The 24245-nt window shown below is 42.8% G+C and carries 24 protein-coding genes; 18 read left to right on the plus strand and 6 right to left on the minus strand.

Features of this window, described 5'->3' with window-relative positions; genetic code table 11:
* The first annotated feature begins 12 nt into the window (after window positions 1-12).
* From JO943_RS04440 to JO943_RS04455, 4 genes are all read left to right on the plus strand, one after another.
* Window positions 13-699, plus strand: coding sequence for a diphthine--ammonia ligase (locus JO943_RS04440; protein WP_202740084.1), 687 nt, complete (start codon window positions 13-15; stop codon window positions 697-699).
* A 19-nt stretch (window positions 700-718) separates the two neighbouring features.
* Window positions 719-1180, plus strand: coding sequence for a peroxiredoxin (locus JO943_RS04445; protein ID WP_202740085.1), 462 nt, complete (start codon window positions 719-721; stop codon window positions 1178-1180).
* 116 nt (window positions 1181-1296) lie between these two features.
* Entirely contained in the window at window positions 1297-1863 is a 567-nt protein-coding gene (locus JO943_RS04450) for a CAP domain-containing protein (RefSeq protein ID WP_202740086.1), read from the plus strand.
* Window positions 1864-1875: 12 nt separating this feature from the next.
* Window positions 1876-2238: a glyoxalase superfamily protein gene (locus JO943_RS04455; protein ID WP_202740087.1), complete on the plus strand. Its 363-nt coding sequence runs from the start codon at window positions 1876-1878 to the stop codon at window positions 2236-2238.
* A gap of 13 nt (window positions 2239-2251) precedes the next feature.
* On the opposite strand, the gene JO943_RS04460 is transcribed toward JO943_RS04455, so the two are convergent.
* Window positions 2252-2824 (minus strand): nicotinate-nicotinamide nucleotide adenylyltransferase, encoded by a 573-nt coding sequence (locus JO943_RS04460; protein WP_202740274.1) that lies wholly within the window; start codon window positions 2822-2824, stop codon window positions 2252-2254.
* A 107-nt stretch (window positions 2825-2931) separates the two neighbouring features.
* Here JO943_RS04460 and JO943_RS04465 point away from each other — a divergent pair, with 107 nt between their 5' ends.
* Together JO943_RS04465 and JO943_RS04470 are read left to right on the plus strand one after the other, a co-directional pair.
* Complete coding sequence (locus JO943_RS04465) at window positions 2932-3732, plus strand: enoyl-CoA hydratase-related protein (RefSeq protein WP_005229485.1); 801 nt, start codon at window positions 2932-2934, stop codon at window positions 3730-3732.
* A gap of 125 nt (window positions 3733-3857) precedes the next feature.
* Window positions 3858-5000 carry a glycerate kinase gene (locus JO943_RS04470; RefSeq protein WP_202740088.1) on the plus strand — a complete coding sequence of 381 codons (1143 nt, stop codon included), beginning with the start codon at window positions 3858-3860 and terminating at the stop codon, window positions 4998-5000.
* Window positions 5001-5006: 6 nt separating this feature from the next.
* Here JO943_RS04470 and JO943_RS04475 read toward each other — a convergent pair whose 3' ends face one another.
* The 5 genes from JO943_RS04475 to purL form a co-directional block, all read right to left on the minus strand.
* A complete protein-coding gene (locus JO943_RS04475) occupies window positions 5007-5321 on the minus strand; it encodes an NGG1p interacting factor NIF3 (protein WP_202740089.1) in 315 nt (104 codons plus the stop codon).
* Between the two features lie 62 nt (window positions 5322-5383).
* Window positions 5384-5515: a KGW motif small protein gene (locus JO943_RS18605; RefSeq protein ID WP_262754516.1), complete on the minus strand. Its 132-nt coding sequence runs from the start codon at window positions 5513-5515 to the stop codon at window positions 5384-5386.
* Between the two features lie 123 nt (window positions 5516-5638).
* Complete coding sequence (locus tag JO943_RS04480; protein ID WP_202740090.1) at window positions 5639-6178, minus strand: hypothetical protein; 540 nt, start codon at window positions 6176-6178, stop codon at window positions 5639-5641.
* Window positions 6179-6228: 50 nt separating this feature from the next.
* Complete coding sequence (locus JO943_RS04485; RefSeq protein WP_202740091.1) at window positions 6229-7443, minus strand: multidrug effflux MFS transporter; 1215 nt, start codon at window positions 7441-7443, stop codon at window positions 6229-6231.
* A gap of 74 nt (window positions 7444-7517) precedes the next feature.
* Window positions 7518-11348, minus strand: a complete 3831-nt coding sequence (purL, locus tag JO943_RS04490; RefSeq protein WP_202740092.1) for a phosphoribosylformylglycinamidine synthase — start codon at window positions 11346-11348, stop codon at window positions 7518-7520.
* A gap of 541 nt (window positions 11349-11889) precedes the next feature.
* On the opposite strand from purL, the gene JO943_RS04495 reads away from it, so the two are divergent.
* The 12 genes from JO943_RS04495 to pal all read left to right on the plus strand — a co-directional run bounded on the left by JO943_RS04495 (window position 11890) and on the right by pal (window position 24203).
* The gene (locus JO943_RS04495) at window positions 11890-14058 is read left to right on the plus strand and encodes a tetratricopeptide repeat protein (protein WP_202740093.1); all 2169 of its coding nucleotides are present in this window, start codon (window positions 11890-11892) and stop codon (window positions 14056-14058) included.
* A gap of 257 nt (window positions 14059-14315) precedes the next feature.
* On the plus strand, window positions 14316-15656 hold the full coding sequence (locus JO943_RS04500) for a deoxyguanosinetriphosphate triphosphohydrolase (RefSeq protein WP_202740094.1): 1341 nt from the start codon (window positions 14316-14318) through the stop codon (window positions 15654-15656).
* Window positions 15656-16330, plus strand: coding sequence for a hypothetical protein (locus JO943_RS04505; protein WP_202740095.1), 675 nt, complete (start codon window positions 15656-15658; stop codon window positions 16328-16330). The genes JO943_RS04500 and JO943_RS04505 overlap by 1 nt, the downstream gene beginning before the upstream one ends.
* 8 nt (window positions 16331-16338) lie before the next feature.
* Complete coding sequence (ruvA, locus tag JO943_RS04510) at window positions 16339-16944, plus strand: Holliday junction branch migration protein RuvA (protein ID WP_005284596.1); 606 nt, start codon at window positions 16339-16341, stop codon at window positions 16942-16944.
* 7 nt (window positions 16945-16951) lie between these two features.
* Window positions 16952-17947, plus strand: coding sequence for a Holliday junction branch migration DNA helicase RuvB (gene ruvB, locus JO943_RS04515; protein ID WP_005229454.1), 996 nt, complete (start codon window positions 16952-16954; stop codon window positions 17945-17947).
* Window positions 17948-18120: 173 nt separating this feature from the next.
* On the plus strand, window positions 18121-19017 hold the full coding sequence (locus JO943_RS04520; protein ID WP_202740096.1) for a hypothetical protein: 897 nt from the start codon (window positions 18121-18123) through the stop codon (window positions 19015-19017).
* A gap of 147 nt (window positions 19018-19164) precedes the next feature.
* Complete coding sequence (ybgC, locus tag JO943_RS04525) at window positions 19165-19572, plus strand: tol-pal system-associated acyl-CoA thioesterase (protein WP_004771451.1); 408 nt, start codon at window positions 19165-19167, stop codon at window positions 19570-19572.
* A 24-nt stretch (window positions 19573-19596) separates the two neighbouring features.
* Entirely contained in the window at window positions 19597-20295 is a 699-nt protein-coding gene (gene tolQ, locus JO943_RS04530; RefSeq protein ID WP_004771450.1) for a protein TolQ, read from the plus strand.
* The gene (gene tolR / locus JO943_RS04535; protein WP_005229449.1) at window positions 20295-20747 is read left to right on the plus strand and encodes a protein TolR; all 453 of its coding nucleotides are present in this window, start codon (window positions 20295-20297) and stop codon (window positions 20745-20747) included. Before tolQ ends, tolR begins: the two co-directional genes overlap by 1 nt.
* 3 nt (window positions 20748-20750) lie before the next feature.
* On the plus strand, window positions 20751-22232 hold the full coding sequence (tolA, locus tag JO943_RS04540; protein ID WP_202740097.1) for a cell envelope integrity protein TolA: 1482 nt from the start codon (window positions 20751-20753) through the stop codon (window positions 22230-22232).
* 98 nt (window positions 22233-22330) lie between these two features.
* Window positions 22331-23614 carry a Tol-Pal system beta propeller repeat protein TolB gene (gene tolB / locus JO943_RS04545; RefSeq protein ID WP_005229443.1) on the plus strand — a complete coding sequence of 428 codons (1284 nt, stop codon included), beginning with the start codon at window positions 22331-22333 and terminating at the stop codon, window positions 23612-23614.
* A gap of 22 nt (window positions 23615-23636) precedes the next feature.
* Window positions 23637-24203 carry a peptidoglycan-associated lipoprotein Pal gene (gene pal / locus JO943_RS04550; RefSeq protein ID WP_005229441.1) on the plus strand — a complete coding sequence of 189 codons (567 nt, stop codon included), beginning with the start codon at window positions 23637-23639 and terminating at the stop codon, window positions 24201-24203.
* The last annotated feature ends 42 nt before the right edge of the window (window positions 24204-24245 follow it).

Here is a 24245-nt window from a genome sequence, read left to right on the forward strand (position 1 = left end):
TTGAATAACACCATGCAAGATCAATGGAAAGCCAATGCCGAGCAACGACAATCTATTGTCTCGTTCAGTGGTGGTAAAGACAGTTCCCTCGCCCTATACCATGCCATGCAAACAGGCACTGTGATTGGGCTCATTGTCATGCTGGAAGAACAAGGTCAGCGTTCTCGTTCCCATGCCATGCCACTGGATATTATCCGCGCACAAGCAGATGCGGTTGCTTTACCCGTGTTTATGACCTCTTCCAGTTGGGCTGATTATGAAACAAGGTTCATTGCCCTGCTCGATCAAGCCAAACAACATGGTGCAGAAGTATTGGTAACGGGTGATCTGGATATGCCGGAGCATGGTTGCTGGCATGATCGGGTCACCCAGCAAGTGGGACTGAAACTGGGCATGCCACTTTGGTTACGCCCTCACCGTGAGGTGGTCGAAGAATTTATTCAGCTGGGGTTTAAAAGTGTCATCGTCACCATCAATCTGAAACTGGGTATGCAAGTCGAAGATCTGGGTAAAATTCTCACCCTGGAATACATCCAAGAGTTGGAAGATCGCGGTATTGATCCATGCGGTGAAGGTGGAGAATTTCACACCACCGTGATTGACGGACCAATTTTTAACAAAGCTATTCCTGTACGTCACGGCGATATTGTTTATCATGAAGAATATGCTTTTTTACCGCTTGAACTTGAGCAAAACTAATTTTATCGAAGGATGAACAATGTCTGAGAATATTCAATTACCAAATCATGTATTCCCAACCACACAAGGTGAAATCAATCTGGCCGAAACTGGCAGTGAATGGTTAGTGCTCTATTTCTATCCTAAGGATTCAACGCCAGGTTGTACCACTCAAGCAGTAGGCTTTTCTTGCTTGAAAGATCAGTTTGATGCCTTAAACTGCCAGATTATCGGGGTATCTCGTGATTCAGTGAAGGCACATCAGAACTTTACCGAAAAGCAATCGCTCAGTATTGATTTAATCAGCGATAAAGAAGAAGTGCTGTGTAAACATTTTGATGTGATTAAAGAAAAAAACATGTATGGCAAACAAGTCATGGGCATCGAACGCTCAACCTTTATTTTCCATAACCAGCAGTTAGTGAAAAGCTATCGCAAAGTCAAATCGGCTGGACATGCTGAACAAGTATTAGAAGACTTAAAAGCCCTGCAAACAGCTTAAGACGATTCTATAAAAAGGCGGATTCCATATCCGCCTTTTTTTATTCAGGCAAATTGCTGTTCACTTGCTGCTTAGCGTATGATAAGAACATTAAAAATAATTAAAAGATACTGAAAATGAATCCTCTAAAACCACTTTGTAGCCTTAGCTGTCTCATGTTCTTATCCGCTTGTAGTACAAGTACACCTGCAACATCTCAACAACAGTCCTTTAGTGTCGCACAAATCAATCAGCCGACCGCCTCAATACGCTGTCAGGATATACAAAACCCTGCCTATCAGCAGGCTATTCTGAATGCAATCAATGAAATTCGACAGCATCCCCAGCAATGTGGTGGTCAGCATTTCCCTGCCGTAGCTCCCTTAAAATGGAGTCATGCTTTATCCCAAAGTGCGTTTGCGCATGCACAGGATATGGCTCAACACAGTATGCTCGGACACACCAGCAGCACAGGTCAGGATTTTAGAAACCGCTTAAAGACACAATTTAAAGGCCACGGCGGTGGGGAAAATGTGGCACGTGGACAAAATAGCTTGAATGAAGTGATGGCAACATGGCTGGCCAGTCCAGTGCATTGTCGCAATTTGATGCATCCAAAATTTACAGACTATGCGATCGCCTGTACAGTTGATCAATCCGCGAAGCAAAAAACGTATTGGACTCAACAATTTGGTGTTCGATAAAAAGGAATAAGCATGCAATCTGGATCAATTACCCCCATTCTCCGTATTTTCGATGTCGAACTTGCCCAATCATTTTATCTGGACTATTTGGGCTTCCAACTCGACTGGCAGCATAGCTTTGGGGATAACTTCCCACTTTATCTACAGATTTCCAAAGAAGATTGCATCATTCATTTAACAGAGCATTTTGGAGATGCCAGCCCGCACAGTGCCATTCGTATTTACTGGGAAAATCTCAGTTTGCTTCATGCGGAACTGGATGCAAAAGATTATAAATTTGCCAAACCTCAAATTGAGAAGACCGATTGGGAAACCTTGGAACTGAGTATCACCGATCCATTTTCAAATCGAATTATCTTTTGGGAAGATGCCTAGTCTCCCCAAGCGATCAAGCTTCATCAATATTGGAACGATCATTATCCTTAAATTTTTGCTGTAGTTTTGGATAAACAGCCGATTGCTGAAAGTCATTTAAAAACTGAATGGTGCCTTCAGGGAAAAAATCGGTTTGAATCTCCCCACGATAGTACGCTTCACGCATGGGCGTTGCTGAAATTGAATCTTTCAAACTCTCCAGTTCCACCATCTGCCACTCAGGAAATAAACTTAAATAATAGGAAGATTCATCCTTAAAATGACCAATCAGACCGACTTTTGCATCCGGTTGAATGATCCCGTTGACCAAATCTTTGACCTGCTTGACCCATTTTTCATCGTTATACACATCAACCACATGGACAAAATGAATCCGCTTTTGATCTTGTTCAGAAAAGTTCGACAAGATCATTTGCTCACGCTCAACCGCCAGAAAAGGATTTTTGATGTTACGTTCCGATTGAGCCGAACCTAAAGCCAAGATCACGTTTTGACTTTGTTGTAACGCAATTTCAATGGTTTGCATATGTGCCAGATGAAATGGCTGGAAGCGTCCAATAAAAACGAGATAGTCAAATGTGTACATAGGCTTAATTTCACTTTTTTGTGAACTCATCAGTTGTGCCATTCTGGTAAATATGCGACATAATGAGTGCACTTAACAACAATCTGGATTAAAGCAAGGATAGTACGATGACACTTAGCTGTATTCAACAACCTCATCAACATTTGCAAGCAAATTTAGAAGATGGCGTACTCACCTTAGCCATTAACCGTTCAGAAGCAAAAAATGCACTCTATGGTGAACTTTATCTTTGGATCGCAAAAGCTTTGGATGAAGCCGATGCGGATAAAGACGTTCGTGTGGTGATCTTCCGTGGTGCAGAACAAGACTTTACTGCGGGCAATGACATGAAAGACTTTATGGGCTTTATTCAAAAGCCGCATGAAGGTAAAGCGGGCGACCAACCGCCATTTGTGTTATTAAAAGCAGCTGCCCGTTTTTCAAAACCGCTAATTATTGCAGTCAAAGGGGTTGCAATTGGTATTGGGGTTACGATTTTATTACATGCCGATCTGGTGTTTGCAGACAATACGGCCCTGTTCCAGATTCCATTTGTCAGCCTTGGCCTATCTCCGGAAGGTGCAGCTAGCCGTTTACTGGTCAAACAGGCAGGTTACCAGAAAGCCGCCGAGTTATTATTCACGGCGAAGAAATTTGATGCAGCAACGGCGGTAAAAGCCAATCTGGTCAATGATGTGGTTGAAGATGTCTATGCCACTGCACAGCAAACTGCGCAACATTTAGCTGCGCTGCCATTGGCGTCAATCAAACAAACTAAAGCACTGATGAAACAGGACTTGGCTGAAATCATTCAGTGTGTTGATGATGAAGCTGAAATTTTTATGCAACGTGTACGCTCTCCTGAAATGATGGAAGCGGTACAAGCCTTTATGCAAAAGCGTAAGCCTGATTTTTCCCAGTTCAATTAATCATGCTGTAAATCATTCAAAAACCACTTAACCCCAAAAGTTAAGTGGTTTTTTATTTTTCCAATCTGGATATTTACGGGCAGACCGTCTAAGCTCGACTCAGATTAAAACCAAATTTTAAAACTATGAAAGTCGTCATTGCCCCTGATTCATTTAAAGACAGCTTGTCTGCCCAGCATGTAGCAGAAGCGATTGCTTCGGGCTGGCAACAGGTCTTTCCTGATGCAGAAATCATTCAATGCCCGATGGCAGATGGTGGTGAAGGAACCATTGACGCAGTTTTGGCGGCATGTTCGGGTCAATGGCGTGAGCAAATAGTACAAGGCCCACTTGGTGAATCGGTACTGGCAAAATGGGGCTGGATAGAAGCTAAAAAGACCGCCATTATTGAAATGGCACAAGCCAGTGGTATCCAGTTACTCAAACCTTCTCAACGTAATGCCTGTATCAGCAGTACTTTTGGTACAGGTGAGCTAATCCTTGCTGCTTTGGATGCGGGCGCCAAGCAAATTATTCTGACGATTGGTGGTAGCGCAACCAATGATGCAGGTACTGGCTTACTCAATGCATTAGGTGCCAGATTTCTGGATGCAGATCATCAAGTCCTACCTGCTGGTGGTCTTGCCCTGCAAAACCTGGCACAGATTGATCTGGAAAATTTTGACCCACGTATTCACCAAACTCAATTCTTATTGGCCGCAGATGTCACCAATCCACTTTGCGGAATAAATGGTGCTTCACATATCTTTGGCCCGCAAAAAGGCGCTTCACCCAGTCAGGTCCTTGAACTCGATCAGGCATTATCAAATTTTGCCGACATTACCGCTCAACACTTTGGCTGTGATCAACGCCATGAGGCGGGTGCCGGTGCTGCGGGTGGAGTAGGCTTTGCAGCTAAAACCTTCTTAAAGGCCGGGTTTCGATCAGGTGTTGAAGTCATTGCAGAACTGAACCAGCTTGCTGATAAAGTTCAGGGGGCAGATTGGGTAATTACAGGCGAAGGTAAACTTGACCAACAGACCTTAAATGGCAAAACCCCTTTCGGTGTCGCCAAAATCGCACAAGCAGCCAATATCCCTGTGATTGTGATTGCAGGAACACTTGGGCAAAACTATCAGGCTTTATACCAACATGGTATTACCGCTGCCTTTTCTTTGACTTCCGGCCCAAGCAGTCTAGAGCAAGCCTGTCAAAATGCAGCAGAGCTGATCCGCGCACGCACAACCGATATCGCCCGTTTAATTCAAAGCACAATGCCTGATAAATAATAAAGCTTATTGAATATCTAAAATCTGGATAAACTCAAAGGCCGGTTCTTCATAGGGATGGCTTGTCTTTAATGCTTTTGCCACCGCACTGGCCTTCTCTTCTGCAACAATGGTTTCAACTCGCCATTCGTCGAGCTGCTCTAACTCATCCAGTTGTCCTAAGAACGGATTGGCACCTTTAACGGGCTTAAATTGCCCGATGCCTTTGACTTGCCAAGCACAGTGTTCATAGTTTCCAATACCACCTGCCCCGGCATCAAAAATCGCCTGTTTGGTCGCTGCCAGATGAGATTCAGGCACGTAATAAATCAGTTTTAACATCGTAAAATGGCTCAAATTGAAATCAATCTGGGTTTAATCATAACGGTATAAGAGCTAAACAATCAAAGTGGAAGATTAATCATGAGATAACTCACGACGATAAATAGCAGTTGAATGATTACAGTTAAGCCAAACCAAAACCAGCCTTTGTCTTTTGAATAGCTTGTTCTTAAATAGTTTTCATTTTTCATCATGCGGTTCTCGTCTATGTTATTCATTGTGAAAATATAAGAAGCAAGAATTGAGCCACTGAAATGAACTAAACATCCAATACAAAGATAAATTTCCCACAACCACTGATAAGGTATAGTTTCTTACTATGGACTAAATAAAATATCAGTATCTGTTAGTGATTTTATAGGTCGTGTTAAAGGAAAATGAATACTCCCCATCATGTGATGGCTTTCTATTGATAATGAATCTATGTAATTACGTTGTTCTATCCACAACGCATGTGACATGCAGAATCCATCACTATATCGCATGAAACTCCTACCATACGAATCAATTAGTTTCACTCTAACTTGAAAATAATCACCAAATAAAGTTTCTGGCAATATTTTATGATCTTTATCAAATGCAATTTTTATTGTTGCCTCAGTTAAATCTCCTCTCTTTTTCTTATGAATAGCTAAATACTTATCAAAATAGTCCGAAAATTTAATATTAACTTGCGTCAAGAACTCATCATTTCCAAAGCAGTCCTGATCTATGAGATTAAATGTTAAGAAGGATTGATCTAAAGACTGGCAATAAGTGTATAAAACACCTATACCCCAAAAATCTTCATAATCATGATAACGATTAATAAATTTGTCTAACAATACTGTTGCTGTATCTAAAAGTCTTTTTTTCATTTTCCCAACACTACTAGTCTAGAGTAAAGACTTACACTATTATTAATCACTTAATGACCTATAACCTTAGAATTTTTCAACTGTCTTTTCTCATACAGTGTCATCGCAAATGCCAAACCACACAAAATCACAAAACCACTGGTCATCGGAATCAAAGTACCATCATATAACTGCCCAATAATCGAAGCGAGTATTAAAGACAGTACAGATGAAGATGCCCCTATAATCGCCGAAGCCATACCTGCGACATGCCCCATCGGTTCCATGGCAATGGCATTCAGATTGCCAAACAACGTACCAAATAATAAGAACAAGATGCAGGCATATAGCATAAACATCCAGAATGAAACGGACACACCCGCAAGTTGGATGATTAAAAATACCAATGAAATTAAACACAGGCCAAGAAAGCCATAGATACAGATGGGACGCATGCCAAACTTCATCACAATTCGAGAATTGGTAAAAGATGCAATCCCCATTACGCCTGCCAATAGTGCAAAGTAGGCACTAAACTCCTGTCCTGTTTTGCCAAATTGCTGCATAAAGATTTGTTGTGAAGTGCCCAGATAGCCAATAAAACCGCCAAAACAGAAACCTGCACAGAGCAGATAACTCATGGTGGTTTTATTGCTCACCACTTCTTTAAAGCCATCCTTAAAAGCTTGTACCCGCATTGGTAGACGATTCTCAGGCGCTAAGGTCTCTTCCAAGCGCAAAGCAACCCATGCTCCCACAACCGTGGCATAGACCATATACAATACAAAAATATCGCGCCAGCCAAAGAAATGAATAATCAGTTGTCCCAAACTCGGCGCAATCGCAGGTGCGACCATAAATACCATCATGATCAGAGACATGATGCGTGCCATTTGTGGGCCGCTATACTTATCACGCACAATCGAAATCGAAGCGACATAAGGCCCAGAAACACCTACACCCTGAATAAAACGTCCGACCAAGAACCATTCAAAGCTTTGGGTGGAATAGCACAATAAGCTTCCTAAAAAGTAGATCACAATACCTGTGAATAAAATCCGTTTCCGTCCAATCGCATCGGACAATGGCCCTGCAATCAGTTGTCCAAGGGTTATGCCTGAGAAAATACTGATAATGACCCACTGTGCCTGATTATTGTTCGTTAACGTAAATACTTTTCCAATTTCACCCAGTGCAGGTAAAACCGCATCAATCGAGAAAGAGACGATGGACATCAGTAATGCCATCAATAGTGCAAATTCATGGAAATGGATTTTTGATTTCATTTTTGTTGTCCATTGATGGTTATTGTATTTGGAATTAAATAAGCCACCTGACGGTGGCTTATTGCATGGATTGATTAACCAATAAATTTACGTGCGTTACGGAACATACGTAACCAGGCACCATCTTCAGCCCAGTCTTCCGGCTTCCATGAATGCTGTAAAGCACGGAAATTACGTTCCGGATGCGGCATCATGACCGTTGCACGACCATCTTTAGAGGTTAAGCCTGTAATTGCTTCAGGTGAGCCGTTCGGGTTCAACGGATAGTGCTGAGTTGGGTTACCCAAGCTATCTACATAACGCAAGATCACCTGATTCTCGGCATTTAAAGCAGCAAGTTGCTGTTCAGTTGCAACCAGACGGCCTTCACCATGCGCAACCGCGATTGGTAAAATCGAACCTTGCATATCTTCAAGCAATACCGACACTGATTTTTCTACACGAACGTTCACAGCACGTGCTTCAAACACTTCCGAGGTATTACGGTGGAAACGGCCCCAGTGTTCTGCACCCGGAATCAATGGTGCAAGTTGCGACATCATTTGACAGCCATTACATACGCCCAAGCTGAATGTATTTTGACGATGGAAGAACTGCTCAAACTGGTCACGTAACTTGGCATTGAACAATACCGATTTTGCCCAGCCACCGCCAGCACCCATGACATCACCATACGAGAAGCCACCACATGCCACTAAACCTTCAAAATCGCTCAAGCTGACACGACCGGCAAGCAAGTCACTCATGTGTACGTCGATGGTATTGAAGCCGACCTTGTCAAACGCCGCCGCCATTTCGACATGACCATTGACACCCTGCTCACGCAAGATCGCCATGTTTGGACGACGTGTATTGATAAACGGCGCTTCAACCGGTTCATTTAAATCATAAGTTGCTTGGGCAATCAAACCTTTATGGTTTTTATCTGCGATTAATGCAAACTCTTGATCCGCAGTTTCTACGTTATCACGTAAGCGTTGGATCTGATGTGACACTTCTGCCCATGCTTGTTGCAATTCAGCACGCTCTAGCGTTAAACCATTGACTGCCAATTGATCTGAAGTATTGACACGACCGACCACTTTAATGGCATCTTTCAGACTAGAAGCTGCAACTTCAACTTCTAACTGTGCCCAATCCGTCGCTGTGATTTGCAGTACAGCACCAATTTCTTCAGCAAACAAGCTTTCAGTGGTTTGGTTTTCTAAAGCGACACCCAAGCGTGAAGCAAACATCATTTCAGCAACAGTCGCCAGTAAACCACCATCACCAATGTCATGGTAAGCCTTGATCACACCACGGTTGTTCCAGTCTTGAATCAAGGCAAAGAATGCTTTGAAGTCATCAAAACTATCGACATCAGGTGTCACTGAACCAATGGCTTTATATACCTGCGCCAAGATCGAACCACCTAAACGGAACTGTCCTTTAGATAGGTCAATACGCACCAGCACAGAGTCAGCCAGATTTTTCAATTCAGGCGTTAAGGTTTTACGTACATCCAGTACAGGCGCAAAAGCGGTAATGACACCGGTCATTGGTGAAGTTACTGCTTTCTCTTCACCATCGTTCCACGTTGTACGCATTGAAAGTGAATCTTTACCGACTGGAATTGCGATGCCTAGAGCAGGACACATTTCCATACCAATCGCTTTGACACCTTCAAACAGGGCTTGGTCTTCACCTTTTTGACCTGCCGCTGCCATCCAGTTTGCCGAAAGCTTGATATCGCTGATTTGTTCGATGTTGGCACAGGCAATGTTGGTAATCGCTTCCGCAACCGCTAAACGTGCAGATGCAGCAGGATTCAACAAAGCCACTGGTGGACGTTCACCCATTGCCATGGCTTCACCTGTGAAACCTTGTAAGCTGGTAGTCGTCACTGCTGCATCGGCAACAGGTACCTGCCAGCGGCCCACCATCTGGTCACGTGCAACCATACCGGTAATCGAACGGTCACCAATAGTGATCAGGAACGATTTAGATGCAACAGTCGGATTTTTCAATACACGGAAGATCGCATCTTTCAAATCAACTTTTGCTGCATCAAAGTCATTGCCAGTACGTTCAATCGTTTCATACGAACGTTGCATACGTGGCGTACCACCCAACATCACCTGCATCGGAATGTCGACTGCATTGTTGTCAAACAATGGATCTTCAACAGTCAAATGACGTGCTTCAGTCGCTTCACCCAGTACTGCAAACGGACAACGCTCACGTGCACAGATTTCTTCAAACTGTTCTAAAGATTCTGGACGGATTGCAAGAACATAACGCTCTTGTGCTTCGTTTGACCAGATTTCCATCGGGCTCATACCCGGCTCTAAAGATGGAATCTTACGCAGGTTAAGAACCGCACCCAGCTCATGATCGTTTACAAGCTCAGGCATGGCATTGGATAAACCGCCTGCACCCACGTCATGAATAGAGACAATCGGGTTAAAGTCTTCCAGACGCCAGCAGGTATCAATCACTTCCTGACAACGACGTTCCATTTCCGGGTTTTCACGTTGTACAGAAGCAAAATCCAAGCTTTCGCCCATGGTACCGCTGTCTACAGAAGACGCTGCGCCACCACCAAGGCCGATCAACATGGCCGGACCACCCAATACAATGAGCAGATCACCCGGCTGGATTGCATCTTTTTCGACATGGTCAGGACGAATGTTACCGTAACCGCCTGCAATCATGATTGGCTTATGGAAGCCTTTCACTTCACCATTGACATTCTGTTCAAAAGTACGGAAATAACCATTTAATGCAGGACGACCGAATTCGTTGTTAAACGCAGCGCCACCCAATGGACCTTCAATCATGATCTGTAATGGTGATGCCATACGTGAAGGTTTACCGTAGTTTTCTTCCCAAGGCTGTTCAAAGCCAGGAATATTCAGGTTAGAAACGGTAAAGCCGGTTAAGCCTGCTTTTGGTTTACCACCACGGCCGGTTGCACCTTCATCACGGATTTCACCGCCCGAACCGGTTGCCGCCCCTGCAAATGGAGAAATGGCTGTTGGATGGTTATGGGTTTCCACCTTCATTAAAATGTGAGCAGCCTGGCTCTTGTATTTATAAACAAAGTGACCGTTTTCATCCGCTTTCGGATAAAAACGCATGGTGTCATATCCCACGATCACAGAGGCATTATCTTTATATGCCGATAACACATCGGTTGGCGATTCTTTATAGGTATTCTTGATCATCTGGAACAAGGATAATGGCTGTTTCTCGCCATCGATCGTCCATTCCGAACCAAAGATTTTGTGACGGCAGTGTTCAGAGTTTGCCTGTGCAAACATCATCAGCTCGATGTCGTTTGGATTACGTCCCAGCTTGGTAAAGGCTTCGGTAAGGTAATCAATTTCCTGTTCAGATAAAGCAAAGCCAAACTCATTGTTGGCTTTGACTAATGCTGCTTTACCCTGACCCAGAATATCAATTGAGTTCAACGGTTTCGGGGCGGTTTCCGAAAATAATGCTTTTGCATCTTCAATTTGGGCAAAAACATTCTCTGTCATACGGTCATGTAACGCCAGTTTGACCTCATTGGAAATTTCTTTTATCCCTTTTAAGGTAAACAGGATTCCACGTTCCAAACGGTGCACCGGCGTATTACAGTTCTTGAAAATATCTGTTGCCTTGGATGACCACGGCGAGATTGTGCCGACACGTGGTGTCACCAAAATCTGGATTTCATCACTCGCAGCTTGGCGAAGTTGAAAAGATTGACCATCGTTTAAAAGTTGTAATGCCGATTGATGTTGCTGCTCGCTGAGCGCTTGATCAAACAAATAAACCCACTGGCTGTCAAAAGATTGAACAGAACTCATTGACGCTAAACGGTTTAAGAGTTGAGCTTTCTTGAAAGAAGAATGTGCTGATGCACCGGCCACGATAAACATGTTGACTTTGGCTCCACGGGCAGGTCTAACGATCCTACCACCATGTGACTTATGAGAGAGCGCATATTCTACTGTGAAAGGCGCTTTTCAGCTAGCCATATCCATCTTAAAAATCAGAGTTTTCTGCTTCAAATGACTTAATTTATTGTAGCTTTATCCATTTTACTTTATTCGTAACAATTCATTTACTGCAAGGGACAAAATATCGGTACATTCCAAATTTGGTTTCCTGATCCGGCTGCAAATACCACTCACCCAGTCAAGCCGACCATAAAACGACTTTTCTATATGCTGACTCTCCGGTACATCTCAGCAGAGATCACAACAAGCTCAGCCACTAAATAAATACGGTGGAATGGGTGTATCGCTTTACCCCTACACCAGCGCCCATCTCCTGTTTATCTCAATAGCTAAGCTTTAATTTTCTTAGCTCTATTTGTCATGACCTGGATCAGATCAATAGCTTGATAGTAACTTGCCTGAAAAAATATATAATACAGACCTGTCTTCCTAACAACTTAGAACGGCCTAGAGAGCTTTAATGAATAAGCAAATAATCGAGCAACTATTTAAACAAAAGAAAATTTCCCAATGTATTGAAGCTGCTGAAGAATATTTAACAGAACATCCCAACGACCTGGATACCCTCAAGATCATGCTGGACTATCTGTTTGAGCATGTAGCCTCTTTAGAAAGTACAACTCAACCTCTCTCCTTGCTGAATAGTGAGCATGCAGATCAATATAAAGCGCTGATACAACGCCTTTATCAGCAGGAAAATGAGAAAGAAGCAGCCCTGCGTTATTATTTATTGCTCGCCAAACAACAGAAAGATGTAAACGATTTCTTAAAATATGATGCTGAATATACTGAACTTTATCAACAGCAGTATGCTCATAACCGTGAATGTCGCGATATCATGATTTCACAGCTCTGGCTCGACAAAGTGTATTTTTTAGCGTCACAACAACATCCTGGCTTAATCACGCAAATCGAAAATGGTATTGATCTGCTCTCTGTTGAAGATGAAACCGAGTATTTGCATTTGGCAGAAATTGCGTATGAGCATCAAGAAATCACGCTGGCGCAAAAAATATTATTAAAACTGATTAAAGGATTAAATTACCAACCCGAGGTTCCGGCTGGATTAGTCCGCTGGTATCACCGCTTTGAAGAGCTGATTAACAACGGTTATGAGCATCCGGAAGTGCGCTATTACCAAATCATTATTGAGCGGAACTATTATGAACAACTCAATAAGACAGAATCTGCCTATTATCAACGCAGCTTAGCCACTATTGAAAAATATCCAGATGAAGCTTCTGCTTTGCATTTTGCTGGAACTTATCTGTATGAAAACGAACAATATCAGCAAGCATTCACTTATCTGGAAAAAGCCCAAGCCTTAAAACCGGATGTTGTGACCTGGCGTAGATGGCTGGAATCAAAATATCTGCTGCAACACCCCATCAATCTGGATGTGCCGGTATTCAGCGAAACCCTCCCCAGAGATCTCTATGCTGCGGGGGTGAGTCTGAACGAGTTTTATGAGGAAAATTATGATTTCGATGATCAGATCACATCCGAGCTGACTCATTTAAATTGTGAAATTTATCGTCAGTCTTATCACGCCTTTAAACAGTACTATGAGCATAATCAATACCCAAGCGACTATCACGGTAATTACCATTATTTTGCGATGTGTTGTAATAACTATGCCATCAAGCTGATCAGAACCGGACACTATGATCAGGCAGCTGCTATTGCTACAGAAGGATTAAATTACTCCGAGTTTATGGAGTTACATTTTACCCGAATCTGGGCTTATAAAGAGGCGCAAAATTACCAAGACATGGAGCATGCCTTAGCAGAATATTTTGAAAAATATGATGAAAGCTGTGTGCCATTTACTGAACATCAAATTCGGGTGGCAGAGTATGTGGCCTGCCAAGCAAAATTAGGCAAAATCGACAATATTCAGGAAGAAGCTGAAAAAGTCCTGTTTCAGCTATATCAATATGCTGCGAAGAAACCTCATCTGCATGATGAAGATTATCGCAACCTACAGGTGGCAGAATGTGCAGTAGAGAATCTGATTTATGAACTGTATGAAGATCAGGATGCATTGATTCGCAAAGACTATTATGAAGGTGTTACTACGCGCTTCCCTCTCGCGTCTCAACCCCATTATGTGTTAATGCAGGTCTATAATGAGTTAGAGGATTATGAAAATATAAATGCATCCGCTTATCGTTATTTAAAGTTGAAACGCAGTTTTATGATGGCACAACAGGACTGGGACAAGACGATTTACCTGATCATTAAAAGTTACTGCTTACTTGAACAACATGAGCAAGCGATCCAGTTTTATCAGCACCATGCAGCCAGAATAGAGCAGGAATTTGATCCAGAAGATTATCCGTTGCTCAATCAATATCTCATGAAAAGCTTTCTCAGATTGGGTGATTTTGCAATGGTACATCAGCTGGCGGAACAGTCTCGAATGATTTATGAACAGCAAGCCTGGGCCTATAATGATCTTATGGAAAACATCTATCTGCTTGAAGCTGAAGCATACTATAACAGCGGTCAGATCAAACAGGCGCACCAACATCTGGATCACATCCTGTCATATAGCGACCATATCCCTATTGCCGCCCACTACAAGAAGTCATGGAAAAAACCGGGCTTCTTCTCCAGATTTTTTTAAGCTCAATTCAATATCTTTGCTCTGACTTATTTATAGGTTTTTATTTCATGTATGAATAAGTCAGATCTTTTGTCTGACTTGCTAGGACGTTCTGCGATAAGCCTGCTGCTTGTAGGCTATTTATTGCACAGCATAGCAGTCGCTTCGATAGCCTTAAGCCCCTAAAACAAGCAGCAAGACAATTTATGTCGCCCTACTCTAGTGCTTTAATCTTTTTTTTGGCATGATGAAACTGAATTCATAGTGAATAATGATAAATGGAACAAATGCGTTGGTTAGAATTGCTTTCTGCAATTCGTTTAGGTAGTAAAAAAAGCAGTACAGAATTGGCTCGAAGCCCATTCCATAAAGATTATGACAGAATTATATTTTCCCAAAGCTTTCGCCAACTCAATAGAAAAACCCAGGTTCACCCACTGACTCAACATGATGGGATTCATACCCGCCTCACACACTCGCTAGAAGTGTCTTGTATCGGCCGCTCACTCGGCATGCTTGCGGCTGAAAAAATTAAAGATGAATTACCCATGTGGATCTCACCTGCCGATGTCGGGGCGATCATTCAGGCGGCGTGTCTGGCACATGATATTGGCAATCCACCCTTCGGTCATGCCGGTGAATATGCCATTCGTGAATGGTTTGATGATGCCTCTCATCGGGACTTCCTCACCAAACTGACACCTGAAGAAGAAGCCGATGTGCGTCAATTCGAGGGCAATGCCCAGGGACTTCGCCTGCTTAGCCGGATTGATTATCATCCAGATGATGGCGGAATGCGCCTGACCTGTGCCACGCTAGGCGCCTATTTAAAATATCCATGGCTATCCAAAACCATTGAAGAACAAGGTGATACGCCTTCCCATCAACGGGCAAAATTTGGTTGCTATCAATCTGAAAAAGAAATTTTAAAACAACTGGCTGAACAGCTCGGCCTGATTCAACTCGGTGAATATCATTATTGCCGTCATCCCCTGACCTATTTATTAGAAGCTGCTGATGACATGTGTTATGCGCTGATTGATCTGGAAGATGGCATTATTTTGAATATGTTGAATTATGCCGAAGTTGAGCCGATTTTTTTGAATCTGATCGCCGATTACGGTTATCCCGAGGAACTCCATTTACCGCATACCACCTGGCAACAAAAAATTGCAGCTTTACGCGGTCGTGTCATGAAGCGTTTGGTCGATGAAGTCACCACTGCTTTTGCCAAGCACCACTTTGAAATTCTGACAGGCCAACTCAAAGGTAGCCTGTTACAATATTGTTCGCCGGATATTGAAGCCGGTATTCAAACCGCCAAGAATCTTGCCAGAGACCGTATCTTTGAACACCCTCAAAAATCCGGTTTAGAAATTATTGCACATCAAAGTTTGCAAACCATTCTGGATGCTTTTATTCCCCTGACCATGCCACATAAGGCACTCAGCTTTAAAGAGCAGCGATTGATGTCAATTTTGCAACATTCAGGCGTAAATCTGCAAAACAACCATTATAATAATATCATGCAAGTGCTTGATATTATTAGCAAGTTCTCAGACCATCAGGCTTATAGTCTGGCGCAAGAGTTGCAAGGCAATAAAATAGGCTTTTTTTAATGAAGCGATTTATTGATGAAGGTAAGACTTGGGATAGTTTTACCCATGCTCCTGTTTTAGTGGTATGTCCATTTTGTCAGAATAAAGCCCAGGTCTTTCAACAAGAATTACCTGATCAGCCTAAAAAAAGCCTTGTTTTTAGCTGCTTATCCTGTTGTAAAACTTTTGATCAAGACCAGCAGCAACAAAACAACTTAGGCTATTTTGACGAGATCAACGTAGAAATTAATCAAACCTGCAATTGTAAACGTGGGAAATATTACTTTTCCCAATCTTATGCTCGGCCCAGTACTCTTCCCCCATTTATAAAACTGAATTGTACTTTCTGCCAAAAAGAGCAAGTGTATAATTCCCCTTATACGTTATTGACGTATAAAATCCCGAGAAAATCAGGATTTAAAATCAATAAAGATCCTTTCTTTGGTTATCGACTGTATCTCACCACAGAAACTAGGCATGGTCTTATTTTCGTATATAACATGGTGCAGTTAAATGATTTGAAGGCTTATATCTCTGCTGAGCTAAGACAGAGAACCTATACCAATAAGAATAAAGCTTACTTAAGCCGATTGCCTGCCTGGATAAAATCCGCACGAAATCGCAAAGAAATCCTGAAAGCTATTTTGCGTTTAGAACAAATGGCTACTACTATTCAACTATTAACAAATAAGTGAAAGATTCAATGATCGGATGTTTGATTGGCGAAGTGTTTGCCCTGGAAGCCCCAACCGTATTACTCAATGTAAATGGTGTAGGTTATGAAATTGACACCCCACTTTCGACATTTTGCCAATTACAAAAAGGACAAAAAGTTACGTTATGGACCCATTTAGTGGTCCGTGAAGATGCGCAGCAACTGTATGGTTTTAGCGATGCTCAGGAAAAAACCATTTTCCGCACACTGCTCAAAGTCAACGGTGTAGGGCCTAAAATGGCACTCGGTATTCTTTCAACCTTGAGTGTTGAATTACTGATACATACCATTGAACATGATGATGTGAATACCCTGATTAAAGTTCCGGGTGTAGGTAAAAAAACTGCTGAACGCTTAATGATTGAATTACGTGACCGCTTTAAAGCATTGGCCCATCCTGCAGGTGGCTCAAGCAATGCTGCGGCAACGCAAATCCAGTTCATGTCAAACTCACCTGTTGCCGAAGCCGAGGCCGCATTACAATCACTCGGTTATAAGCCGGCTGAAGCACAAAAAGCCGTTGCTGCCGTCAAAGCAGATTATACTGAGTCAGCCGACATTATCCGTGCTGCGCTTAAATCCATGATGAAGTAATAGATATATGCAAGATCGTCTTATTAGCGGAACAGAAAAACCTGAAGATCATTTTGATCGTGCCATTCGCCCAACTTCATTGGCTGATTATATCGGTCAACCTGTAGTGCGTGAGCAAATGGAAATCTTCATTGGCGCAGCCCGTGGTCGTGGTGAGGCACTTGATCATACCCTGATCTTTGGCCCACCTGGCTTGGGTAAAACCACCTTGGCGAATATTATCGCGCGTGAAATGGGCGGTAATTTAAAATCGACTTCTGGTCCAGTGTTAGAGCGTGCTGGAGATTTGGCTGCCATGCTGACCAATCTGGAAGAAGGTGATGTTCTGTTTATTGACGAAATCCATCGTCTTTCACCCGTAATTGAAGAAATTCTGTATCCGGCGATGGAAGATTATCAGCTGGATATCATGATCGGTGAAGGCCCTGCTGCCCGCTCAATCAAGCTCGATCTACCTGCGTTTACTTTAGTTGCAGCCACAACACGTGCAGGTTTGTTAACTTCGCCATTACGTGACCGTTTCGGGATTGTGCAACGCTTAGAGTTCTATTCGGTTGAGGATTTGACCCATATCGTGACACGTTCTGCCAATCTAATGGACGTGCCGATTACTCATGAGGGTTCAACCGAAATCGCCCGCCGTGCACGCGGTACCCCACGTATTGCCAACCGTTTATTACGTCGTGTTCGTGATTATGCCCAAGTCAAAGGCACAGGTGAGGTAACTCAAGACATGGCACAACGTGCTTTAGACATGCTTAATGTGGATAAAGCTGGTTTAGATACGCTCGATCGACGTTATCTCAGTATGTTGCTGGAACGTTTTGAAGGACGACCGACCGGTGTCGAAGCATTAGCCGCAGCAATGGCAGAAGACAGTGGAACGCTGGAAGATGTGATTGAACCGTATTTAATTCAGCAAGGATATGTGATGCGGACTGCACGCGGTCGTATTGCAACCAATATGGCGTATTTGCAATTTGGTATGACACCGCCTGAATAAATACTGAATAGAATAAATATCGTATTAATGCGATATTTATTCTATTAACTAGTTCAATCATTTTAAAAATAAAATATATGGATATTAAAATAAAATTTCCTGTTATAATTTTTCATCTTAAAATTACACCACATATTTAAACTAATCAAAATCCAATATAAAGGGTGAAAGAAATGTCAAACAAATTATTAATTTCTACTATATGCTCTGGGGCGCTATTATTAACCGCCTGTGGAGGTGGTGATGATGACAACCAGCCCAGCTTTAATGGTAAAGAAAAACTAGATTATAAAAAACTAGAAACGACTCACATTATTACCGAGCCTGTCGTCAACCTGTCCAATTCTTCAGAAAATCTATTATTTTATATAGATATGCTGGCACAAGGTATTTATGAGAGTACCAGCCAATCTGATTTTTTGTGTGAAACAGGAACGGTAAAAATTAATAGTGACAAGAGTGTTACACTTAATAACTGTAAAAACTTCAAGATTCCATCTCAAGGCACACAATTCTCAGGTATAGTTTCAGGTACGATTCAATCTAATAACAATAACACGACTGCTGTAAAGAAAAATGAATTAAACTTGTCGAACCTTAATATTGATTTGACTGAAGATACACTCCTTTTTAATGGAAAAATAATACATACTTCCACATTACCAAATAGCGGCCTTCTCAGTGACACATATGAAACGGAACAGTCTACGCTTAAATACGTAGAAAAAATTAACAATAAAGATTATTATCTATACACACTAAATAATTATCAATTTATTTCTAAGTACTATATATTAAATGATCGTATAGAAGATTTTGCAAAAGGAAAAATAAACGGAGAGTTCAATGGTAAGGTCTTTTCAGTGAATTTTGCTTCTAACTTCAATTTCTCAACGGCTGAAGATCTTTTTGATTTTAAACCTAATTCAGCAAATGTCGAAATTACCGACCAATATAATCAAAAAAATACTATCTCAATTCGTCAAGCAACTAATGGCGCCGCATTAGTTAATACTTATGCTGATGGAAAACTAGTACAAAGCTTTTCTCAAGACTGGAATGATTTTTAAGTACTTTATTCCTATCTATAAGCCCTGACTGAGGGCTTATTTTTTTGCCCGACTCAACAATATGTTATTTATTACTATTTCCATCTTCGAATTGACCCCCTATCATTCCCTGATTGCTGCCGACTGAGCATGGAAATAGGTAAAAACATGGCTAATCATTTTGAATTTAAAATTCGCGTTTACATCGAAGATACAGATGCAGGTGGTATCGTCTATCACGCCAACCATATCCGTTTTATGGAACGTGCGCGCACTGAATGGTTACGTGCTGCGGGTGTAGATCATTACTGGCATCAACAAGATTACAACTTTGTAGTGCACCAGATTCAGGTCAAATATGTACGACCTATATTAATGGATGATTTAATTACCGTTACAGCACGTGTTATTTCGTGTAAAGCCGCATCATTTGTGTTGCAACAAAATATTTATCGTGGTGAAATCTTGCTGGCTTCAGGTGAGGTTGTGTTGGCATGTTTAAACAAAGAGTTAATGCCACGTCGACTTCCTGATGAAATTCGTGACCTGATTCAAAAAGAATTGGCACAGGACTAAAATAAACTTTCGGCACAGTAACTTATGGCAACTAATTTAGAATCTTCTCTACACATCTCCGACCTTATTTTACAAGCAAGTCCTGTTGTACAGCTGGTCATGCTGATCTTATTACTTGCTTCAATTTACAGCTGGTATCTGATTGCAAAATTACATATGGGCTTCAAAAAAGCAGGACAAGATGATGAGCATTTTCAAAAGATGTTCTGGTCAGGTGCCGAATTAAATACCCTTTATAACAATGCTCAACTCAACTCTAAACGTCGTGGTTTGGAAGATATCTTCTATCAAGGGTTGGGTGAGTTTTTTAAATTACAAAAACGTAAAGCAGATACTAACCAGACTATCGAAGGAACTGAACGTATTCTTCGTGTCGGTTTAAGCCGTGATCAAGGTGGTTTGGAGCAAGGTTTAGGTGCGTTGGCCAGCATTGGTTCGGTTGCACCTTATATCGGTTTATTCGGTACTGTCTGGGGTATCATGAATGCCTTCATCGGTCTGGCTGCAGTTGATCAAGTCACTTTAGCCACCGTTGCACCGGGTATTGCCGAGGCTCTTATCGCCACCGCAATCGGCTTATTTGCAGCTATTCCAGCGGTACTTGCGTTTAACCACTATACCGCCAAAGGTGAATCAATCTATTCAGACCGTGCCTTATTTGCAGAAGAAATGGTTGCTCTTTTACAGCGTCAAGCAATTGGAACGACACAGGAAGATGCATAATGGCGATTCAACGATCTGGACGTTTTGAGCGGATTAAGAAACCACTAAAAAGCGATATGAACGTGGTTCCTTATATCGACGTCATGTTGGTGCTACTGGTCATTTTTATGGTAACCGCACCCATGATCACCAGTGGTATCAAAGTGGATTTACCTCAAGCCAATAATCACCCTATTGAATCTAAAGACATGCCAGCAATGGTCACGATTGGTAAAGATGGTGATATCTTTTTGCAATATCAAGAGCACAAAGGTAGCGAACCGCTATCACTTACCCAGCTTGAAACCCTTTTAAGTGAGGCACAAACTCAAGCCGAGCAAGAAAATAAGCAACTGACTGTTCTGGTGAATGGTGATAAATCTCGTCCTTATGGTGAAGTGGTTTCACTGATGGCGAGTCTACAAGAAGCTGGCCTAACTCAAGTTGGCTTACTGACTGAGCCGTTAAAATAAGCTATGAAAAAATTTCAAGAGCCGCCTTTTAAACAAAATGCGATTGCATTGGGTTTCACACTCGGTGTGCATGCAATCGCGATTGTTGGCTTACTGTTTTTAGGCTTGAGTAAACCACCAGAAGAGCCTAAAAAACTCACCACTATTTTGGTGAAGCCAGAAGATTTACCTTCATCGATACAGCAGCCTGAACAACAGGTCACGGCTGACAAACAGGCACCAGAAGTGGTCAGTCCGAATGTAGATCCGAGCCTACCTGAAAATATTCCTGTAGCCCCTCCACCACCAACGGCTCAACAACTTGCAGCCGAGAAGCAAAAGGCAGCACAAGCACAGCAGGCAAAATTAGCTGAACAAAAACGTAAAGCTGAAGAAGCTGCTCGCGCTCAGCAAGAGGAACAACAACGTAAACTTGCAGAAGCACAAGCACAAAAACAACGTGCAGATGCTGAAGCAAAACGTCAGGCCGATACGAAAGCAAAAAATGAAGCTGAAGCAAAACGCCAAGCCGATGCAAAAGCTAAAAATGAAGCTGAAGCAAAACGCAGAGCTGAACAAAATGCGAAAGCTGAAGCAGACGCTAAAGCTCGTCAGAAAGCAGAGCAAGATGCCAAGTTCAAACAGCAGAAAGCGGCTGAAAATGCCAAGCTTCAAGCTCAGCAGGACGCGAAACGTAAAGCTGAGGCAGATGCCAAACGCAAGGCCGACGCAGATGCAAAAGCCAAAGCGGATGCAGATGCTAAACGCAAAGCTGATACAGATGCGAAACGTAAAGCTGACGCGGATGCGAAACGCAAAGCCGACGCAGATGCGAAACGTAAAGCAGATGCCGATGCGAAAGCAAAAGCTGACGCAAATGCCAAACGCAAAGCTGACGCCGATGCCAAACGCAGAGCTGATGCCGATGCAAAAGCAAAAGCTGACGCCGATGCCAAACGCAAAGCTGATGCAGACGCGAAACGTAAAGCGGATGCCGATGCCAAACGCAAAGCTGATACAGACGCCAAACGTAAAGCTGAGGCCGACGCCAAACGTAAAGCTGATGCAGATGCCAAAGCAAAAGCTGATGCCGATGCCAAACGCAAGACCGACGCCGATGCAAAAGCCAAAGCTGAGGCAGACGCGAAACGTAAAGCTGAGGCAGAAGCCGATGCAAAAGCCGCTGCTGCTAAAAAAGCGGAACAGGATGCAGCTCAGAAAAAAGCCGATGCAAAACGTATTGCGTCAACAGCCAAACGTGATTTTGAACAAAAAATCTATCGTGCCTGGAATATGCCATCGGGTTCATCAGGTCAGCGTGCCAGCGCACGTGTTACCTTGAGCGATAGCGGTGCTGTATTATCTGTTGTTGTTTCTGCAAGCGATCCAGACGTGAAAGCAAGTGTAGAAGCTGCGGTTCGTGCTGCTGCACCTTATCCAATGCCAGATGATCCTGTTGCACGCCGTGAGGCAAGAAGCTTTACTTCAAGTTTTACTGCAAAATAGTAATGAATAGTTAACGTTATAGGCTTTTAATAGCACAAAGCCTATAACTGTGTTAAATAATCAACAGCCACAAAAATACGACGCAAGTAATTGTAACTATGGACAAGACTCGTAAACACCTCCTCTCTTTAGCAGTTTTCGCTGCAATTAGCACAGTTGTTCCTACTGCAACTTTTGCTCAATTACATCTAGAAATTGCCAAAGCACCTGAACAAGCACCAAAAATCGCGATCATTCCATTTGCTAATGACAATGCGATCTATCCAATTGTGGAAAGCGACTTGAATCGTTCAGGCCGTTTTACCAGTGCATCTCAAAACCTACCTGCAACTGCCAGCCTTAATCAGGTACAGGCAGGCGATTGGCAAACTGCGGGTGTGCCTTATGTCGTCGTGGGCCAAATGAAGGCTGTGGATGCCAATACATTTGAAATTCACTACCAGTTGTACGACGTACAAAAACAACAATATCTATTAAATGAAGTCCTGACTGTGCCTCGTTCACGTGTGCGTCAGGCAGGCCACCTGATCAGTGATACGATTTATCAGGCCTTAACCGGTATCGCGGGTGACTTTAGCGGTCGTATTGCCTATGTATTACGTAATCAGGCGACTCCTGCACAACGTTATACCCTGCAAATTGCAGATACGGATGGCGAACAACCTAAAACAGTTCTGTCATCACGTGATCCGATCCTTTCTCCGGCCTGGACACCTGATGCCAAGAAAATTGCCTATGTGTCTTTTGAAACCAAACGACCTGCAATTTATCTACAGGATTTAGCGACTGGCCAGCGCGAAGTGCTAGCCAGCTTCCGTGGTTTAAACGGTGCACCGAGTTTCTCGCCAGATGGTAAATCAATGCTATTTACTGCATCGATGCATGGCAACCCTGAAGTCTATCAAATGGATTTAAGTACCCGCCAAGTACAACGCATGACCAATGACTCTGCGATTGATACTGAGGCGCGCTACTCACCAGATGGCAAATCTTTCATCTTTACCTCGGATCGTGGCGGTTCACCACAGATTTACCGCTATAGCTTCGATGACAGTTCAGTCAAGCGTCTTACCTTTAAAGGTGCATTCAATGCGCGCGGTACCTTAAGCGCGGACGGTAAAAAGATTGCCCTGGTGCATCGTCCAAGTGGCAGTAACTACAAAGTTGCGATTCAGGATATTAATACAGGCATCACCAATATTCTCACGCCAACCAGTTTAGATGAATCACCGAGCTTCTCGCCAAATGGTCAAATGGTGGTTTACGCAACGCGTGAAGGAAACCGTGGTCTTTTATCAGTCATGTCTACTGATGGTCGTTTCCGCATGAATTTACCAAGCGAACAAGGTGAAGTTCGTGAACCTGCTTGGGCACCAAAATAAATTTAATTGATTGGAGAATCATATGAACATTAAATATCTAACGCTGCCATTGATTGCTGCGACACTGGTTTTCACGGGTTGTGCAAGCCGTAAACCTGCTGCTGAAATTACCACAGGCACAAATCCGAATGGCGCATCATCAGTCAGCACTGACGGTTTAAGTGAAGATGCTGCTTTAAATGCACAAAACCTTGCTGGCGCTTCTTCAAAAGGCGTAACTGCTGCCAATAAAGCATTCTTGGCAAAACGTGTTGTTCACTTCAACTATGACAGCAGTGATTTATCAAACGAAGATTATCAAACATTACAAGCCCATGCCCAGTTCCTGGTTGCAAATGCGAACTCTCGTGTTGCCCTTACAGGTCATACTGATGAACGCGGTACACGTGAATACAACATGGCACTTGGTGAGCGTCGTGCCAAAGCCGTTGAAAGCTTCTTGATCACCAATGGTGTGAATCCGCAACAGCTTGAAGCAGTTAGTTACGGTAAAGAATCTCCAGTAAATGCAGGTCATGACGAAGCTGCATGGAAAGAAAACCGCCGTGTAGAAATTAACTACGAAGCAGTTCCACCACTATTAAAATAATTGTGGTTTCGCTGTAAATAAAAATGCTCACTTCATGTGAGC

The sequence above is a fragment of the Acinetobacter sp. 'aerobic (ED)' genome, assembly GCF_904886855.1.
Taxonomy (GTDB): domain Bacteria; phylum Pseudomonadota; class Gammaproteobacteria; order Pseudomonadales; family Moraxellaceae; genus Acinetobacter; species Acinetobacter courvalinii.

Excerpts from the sequence above, each read along its gene's own strand:
- JO943_RS04440 (WP_202740084.1), top strand. The coding sequence starts at position 13 with ATGCAAGATCAATGGAAAGCCAATGCCGAGCAACGACAATCTATTGTC.
- JO943_RS04445 (WP_202740085.1), top strand. The coding sequence starts at position 719 with ATGTCTGAGAATATTCAATTACCAAATCATGTATTCCCAACCACACAA.
- JO943_RS04450 (WP_202740086.1), top strand. The coding sequence starts at position 1,297 with ATGAATCCTCTAAAACCACTTTGTAGCCTTAGCTGTCTCATGTTCTTA.
- JO943_RS04455 (WP_202740087.1), top strand. The coding sequence starts at position 1,876 with ATGCAATCTGGATCAATTACCCCCATTCTCCGTATTTTCGATGTCGAA.
- JO943_RS04460 (WP_202740274.1), bottom strand. The coding sequence starts at position 2,824 with ATGTACACATTTGACTATCTCGTTTTTATTGGACGCTTCCAGCCATTT.
- JO943_RS04465 (WP_005229485.1), top strand. The coding sequence starts at position 2,932 with ATGACACTTAGCTGTATTCAACAACCTCATCAACATTTGCAAGCAAAT.
- JO943_RS04470 (WP_202740088.1), top strand. The coding sequence starts at position 3,858 with ATGAAAGTCGTCATTGCCCCTGATTCATTTAAAGACAGCTTGTCTGCC.
- JO943_RS04475 (WP_202740089.1), bottom strand. The coding sequence starts at position 5,321 with ATGTTAAAACTGATTTATTACGTGCCTGAATCTCATCTGGCAGCGACC.
- JO943_RS18605 (WP_262754516.1), bottom strand. The coding sequence starts at position 5,515 with ATGATGAAAAATGAAAACTATTTAAGAACAAGCTATTCAAAAGACAAA.
- JO943_RS04480 (WP_202740090.1), bottom strand. The coding sequence starts at position 6,178 with ATGAAAAAAAGACTTTTAGATACAGCAACAGTATTGTTAGACAAATTT.
- JO943_RS04485 (WP_202740091.1), bottom strand. The coding sequence starts at position 7,443 with ATGAAATCAAAAATCCATTTCCATGAATTTGCACTATTGATGGCATTA.
- purL (WP_202740092.1), bottom strand. The coding sequence starts at position 11,348 with ATGTTTATCGTGGCCGGTGCATCAGCACATTCTTCTTTCAAGAAAGCT.
- JO943_RS04495 (WP_202740093.1), top strand. The coding sequence starts at position 11,890 with ATGAATAAGCAAATAATCGAGCAACTATTTAAACAAAAGAAAATTTCC.
- JO943_RS04500 (WP_202740094.1), top strand. The coding sequence starts at position 14,316 with ATGGAACAAATGCGTTGGTTAGAATTGCTTTCTGCAATTCGTTTAGGT.
- JO943_RS04505 (WP_202740095.1), top strand. The coding sequence starts at position 15,656 with ATGAAGCGATTTATTGATGAAGGTAAGACTTGGGATAGTTTTACCCAT.
- ruvA (WP_005284596.1), top strand. The coding sequence starts at position 16,339 with ATGATCGGATGTTTGATTGGCGAAGTGTTTGCCCTGGAAGCCCCAACC.
- ruvB (WP_005229454.1), top strand. The coding sequence starts at position 16,952 with ATGCAAGATCGTCTTATTAGCGGAACAGAAAAACCTGAAGATCATTTT.
- JO943_RS04520 (WP_202740096.1), top strand. The coding sequence starts at position 18,121 with ATGTCAAACAAATTATTAATTTCTACTATATGCTCTGGGGCGCTATTA.
- ybgC (WP_004771451.1), top strand. The coding sequence starts at position 19,165 with ATGGCTAATCATTTTGAATTTAAAATTCGCGTTTACATCGAAGATACA.
- tolQ (WP_004771450.1), top strand. The coding sequence starts at position 19,597 with ATGGCAACTAATTTAGAATCTTCTCTACACATCTCCGACCTTATTTTA.
- tolR (WP_005229449.1), top strand. The coding sequence starts at position 20,295 with ATGGCGATTCAACGATCTGGACGTTTTGAGCGGATTAAGAAACCACTA.
- tolA (WP_202740097.1), top strand. The coding sequence starts at position 20,751 with ATGAAAAAATTTCAAGAGCCGCCTTTTAAACAAAATGCGATTGCATTG.
- tolB (WP_005229443.1), top strand. The coding sequence starts at position 22,331 with ATGGACAAGACTCGTAAACACCTCCTCTCTTTAGCAGTTTTCGCTGCA.
- pal (WP_005229441.1), top strand. The coding sequence starts at position 23,637 with ATGAACATTAAATATCTAACGCTGCCATTGATTGCTGCGACACTGGTT.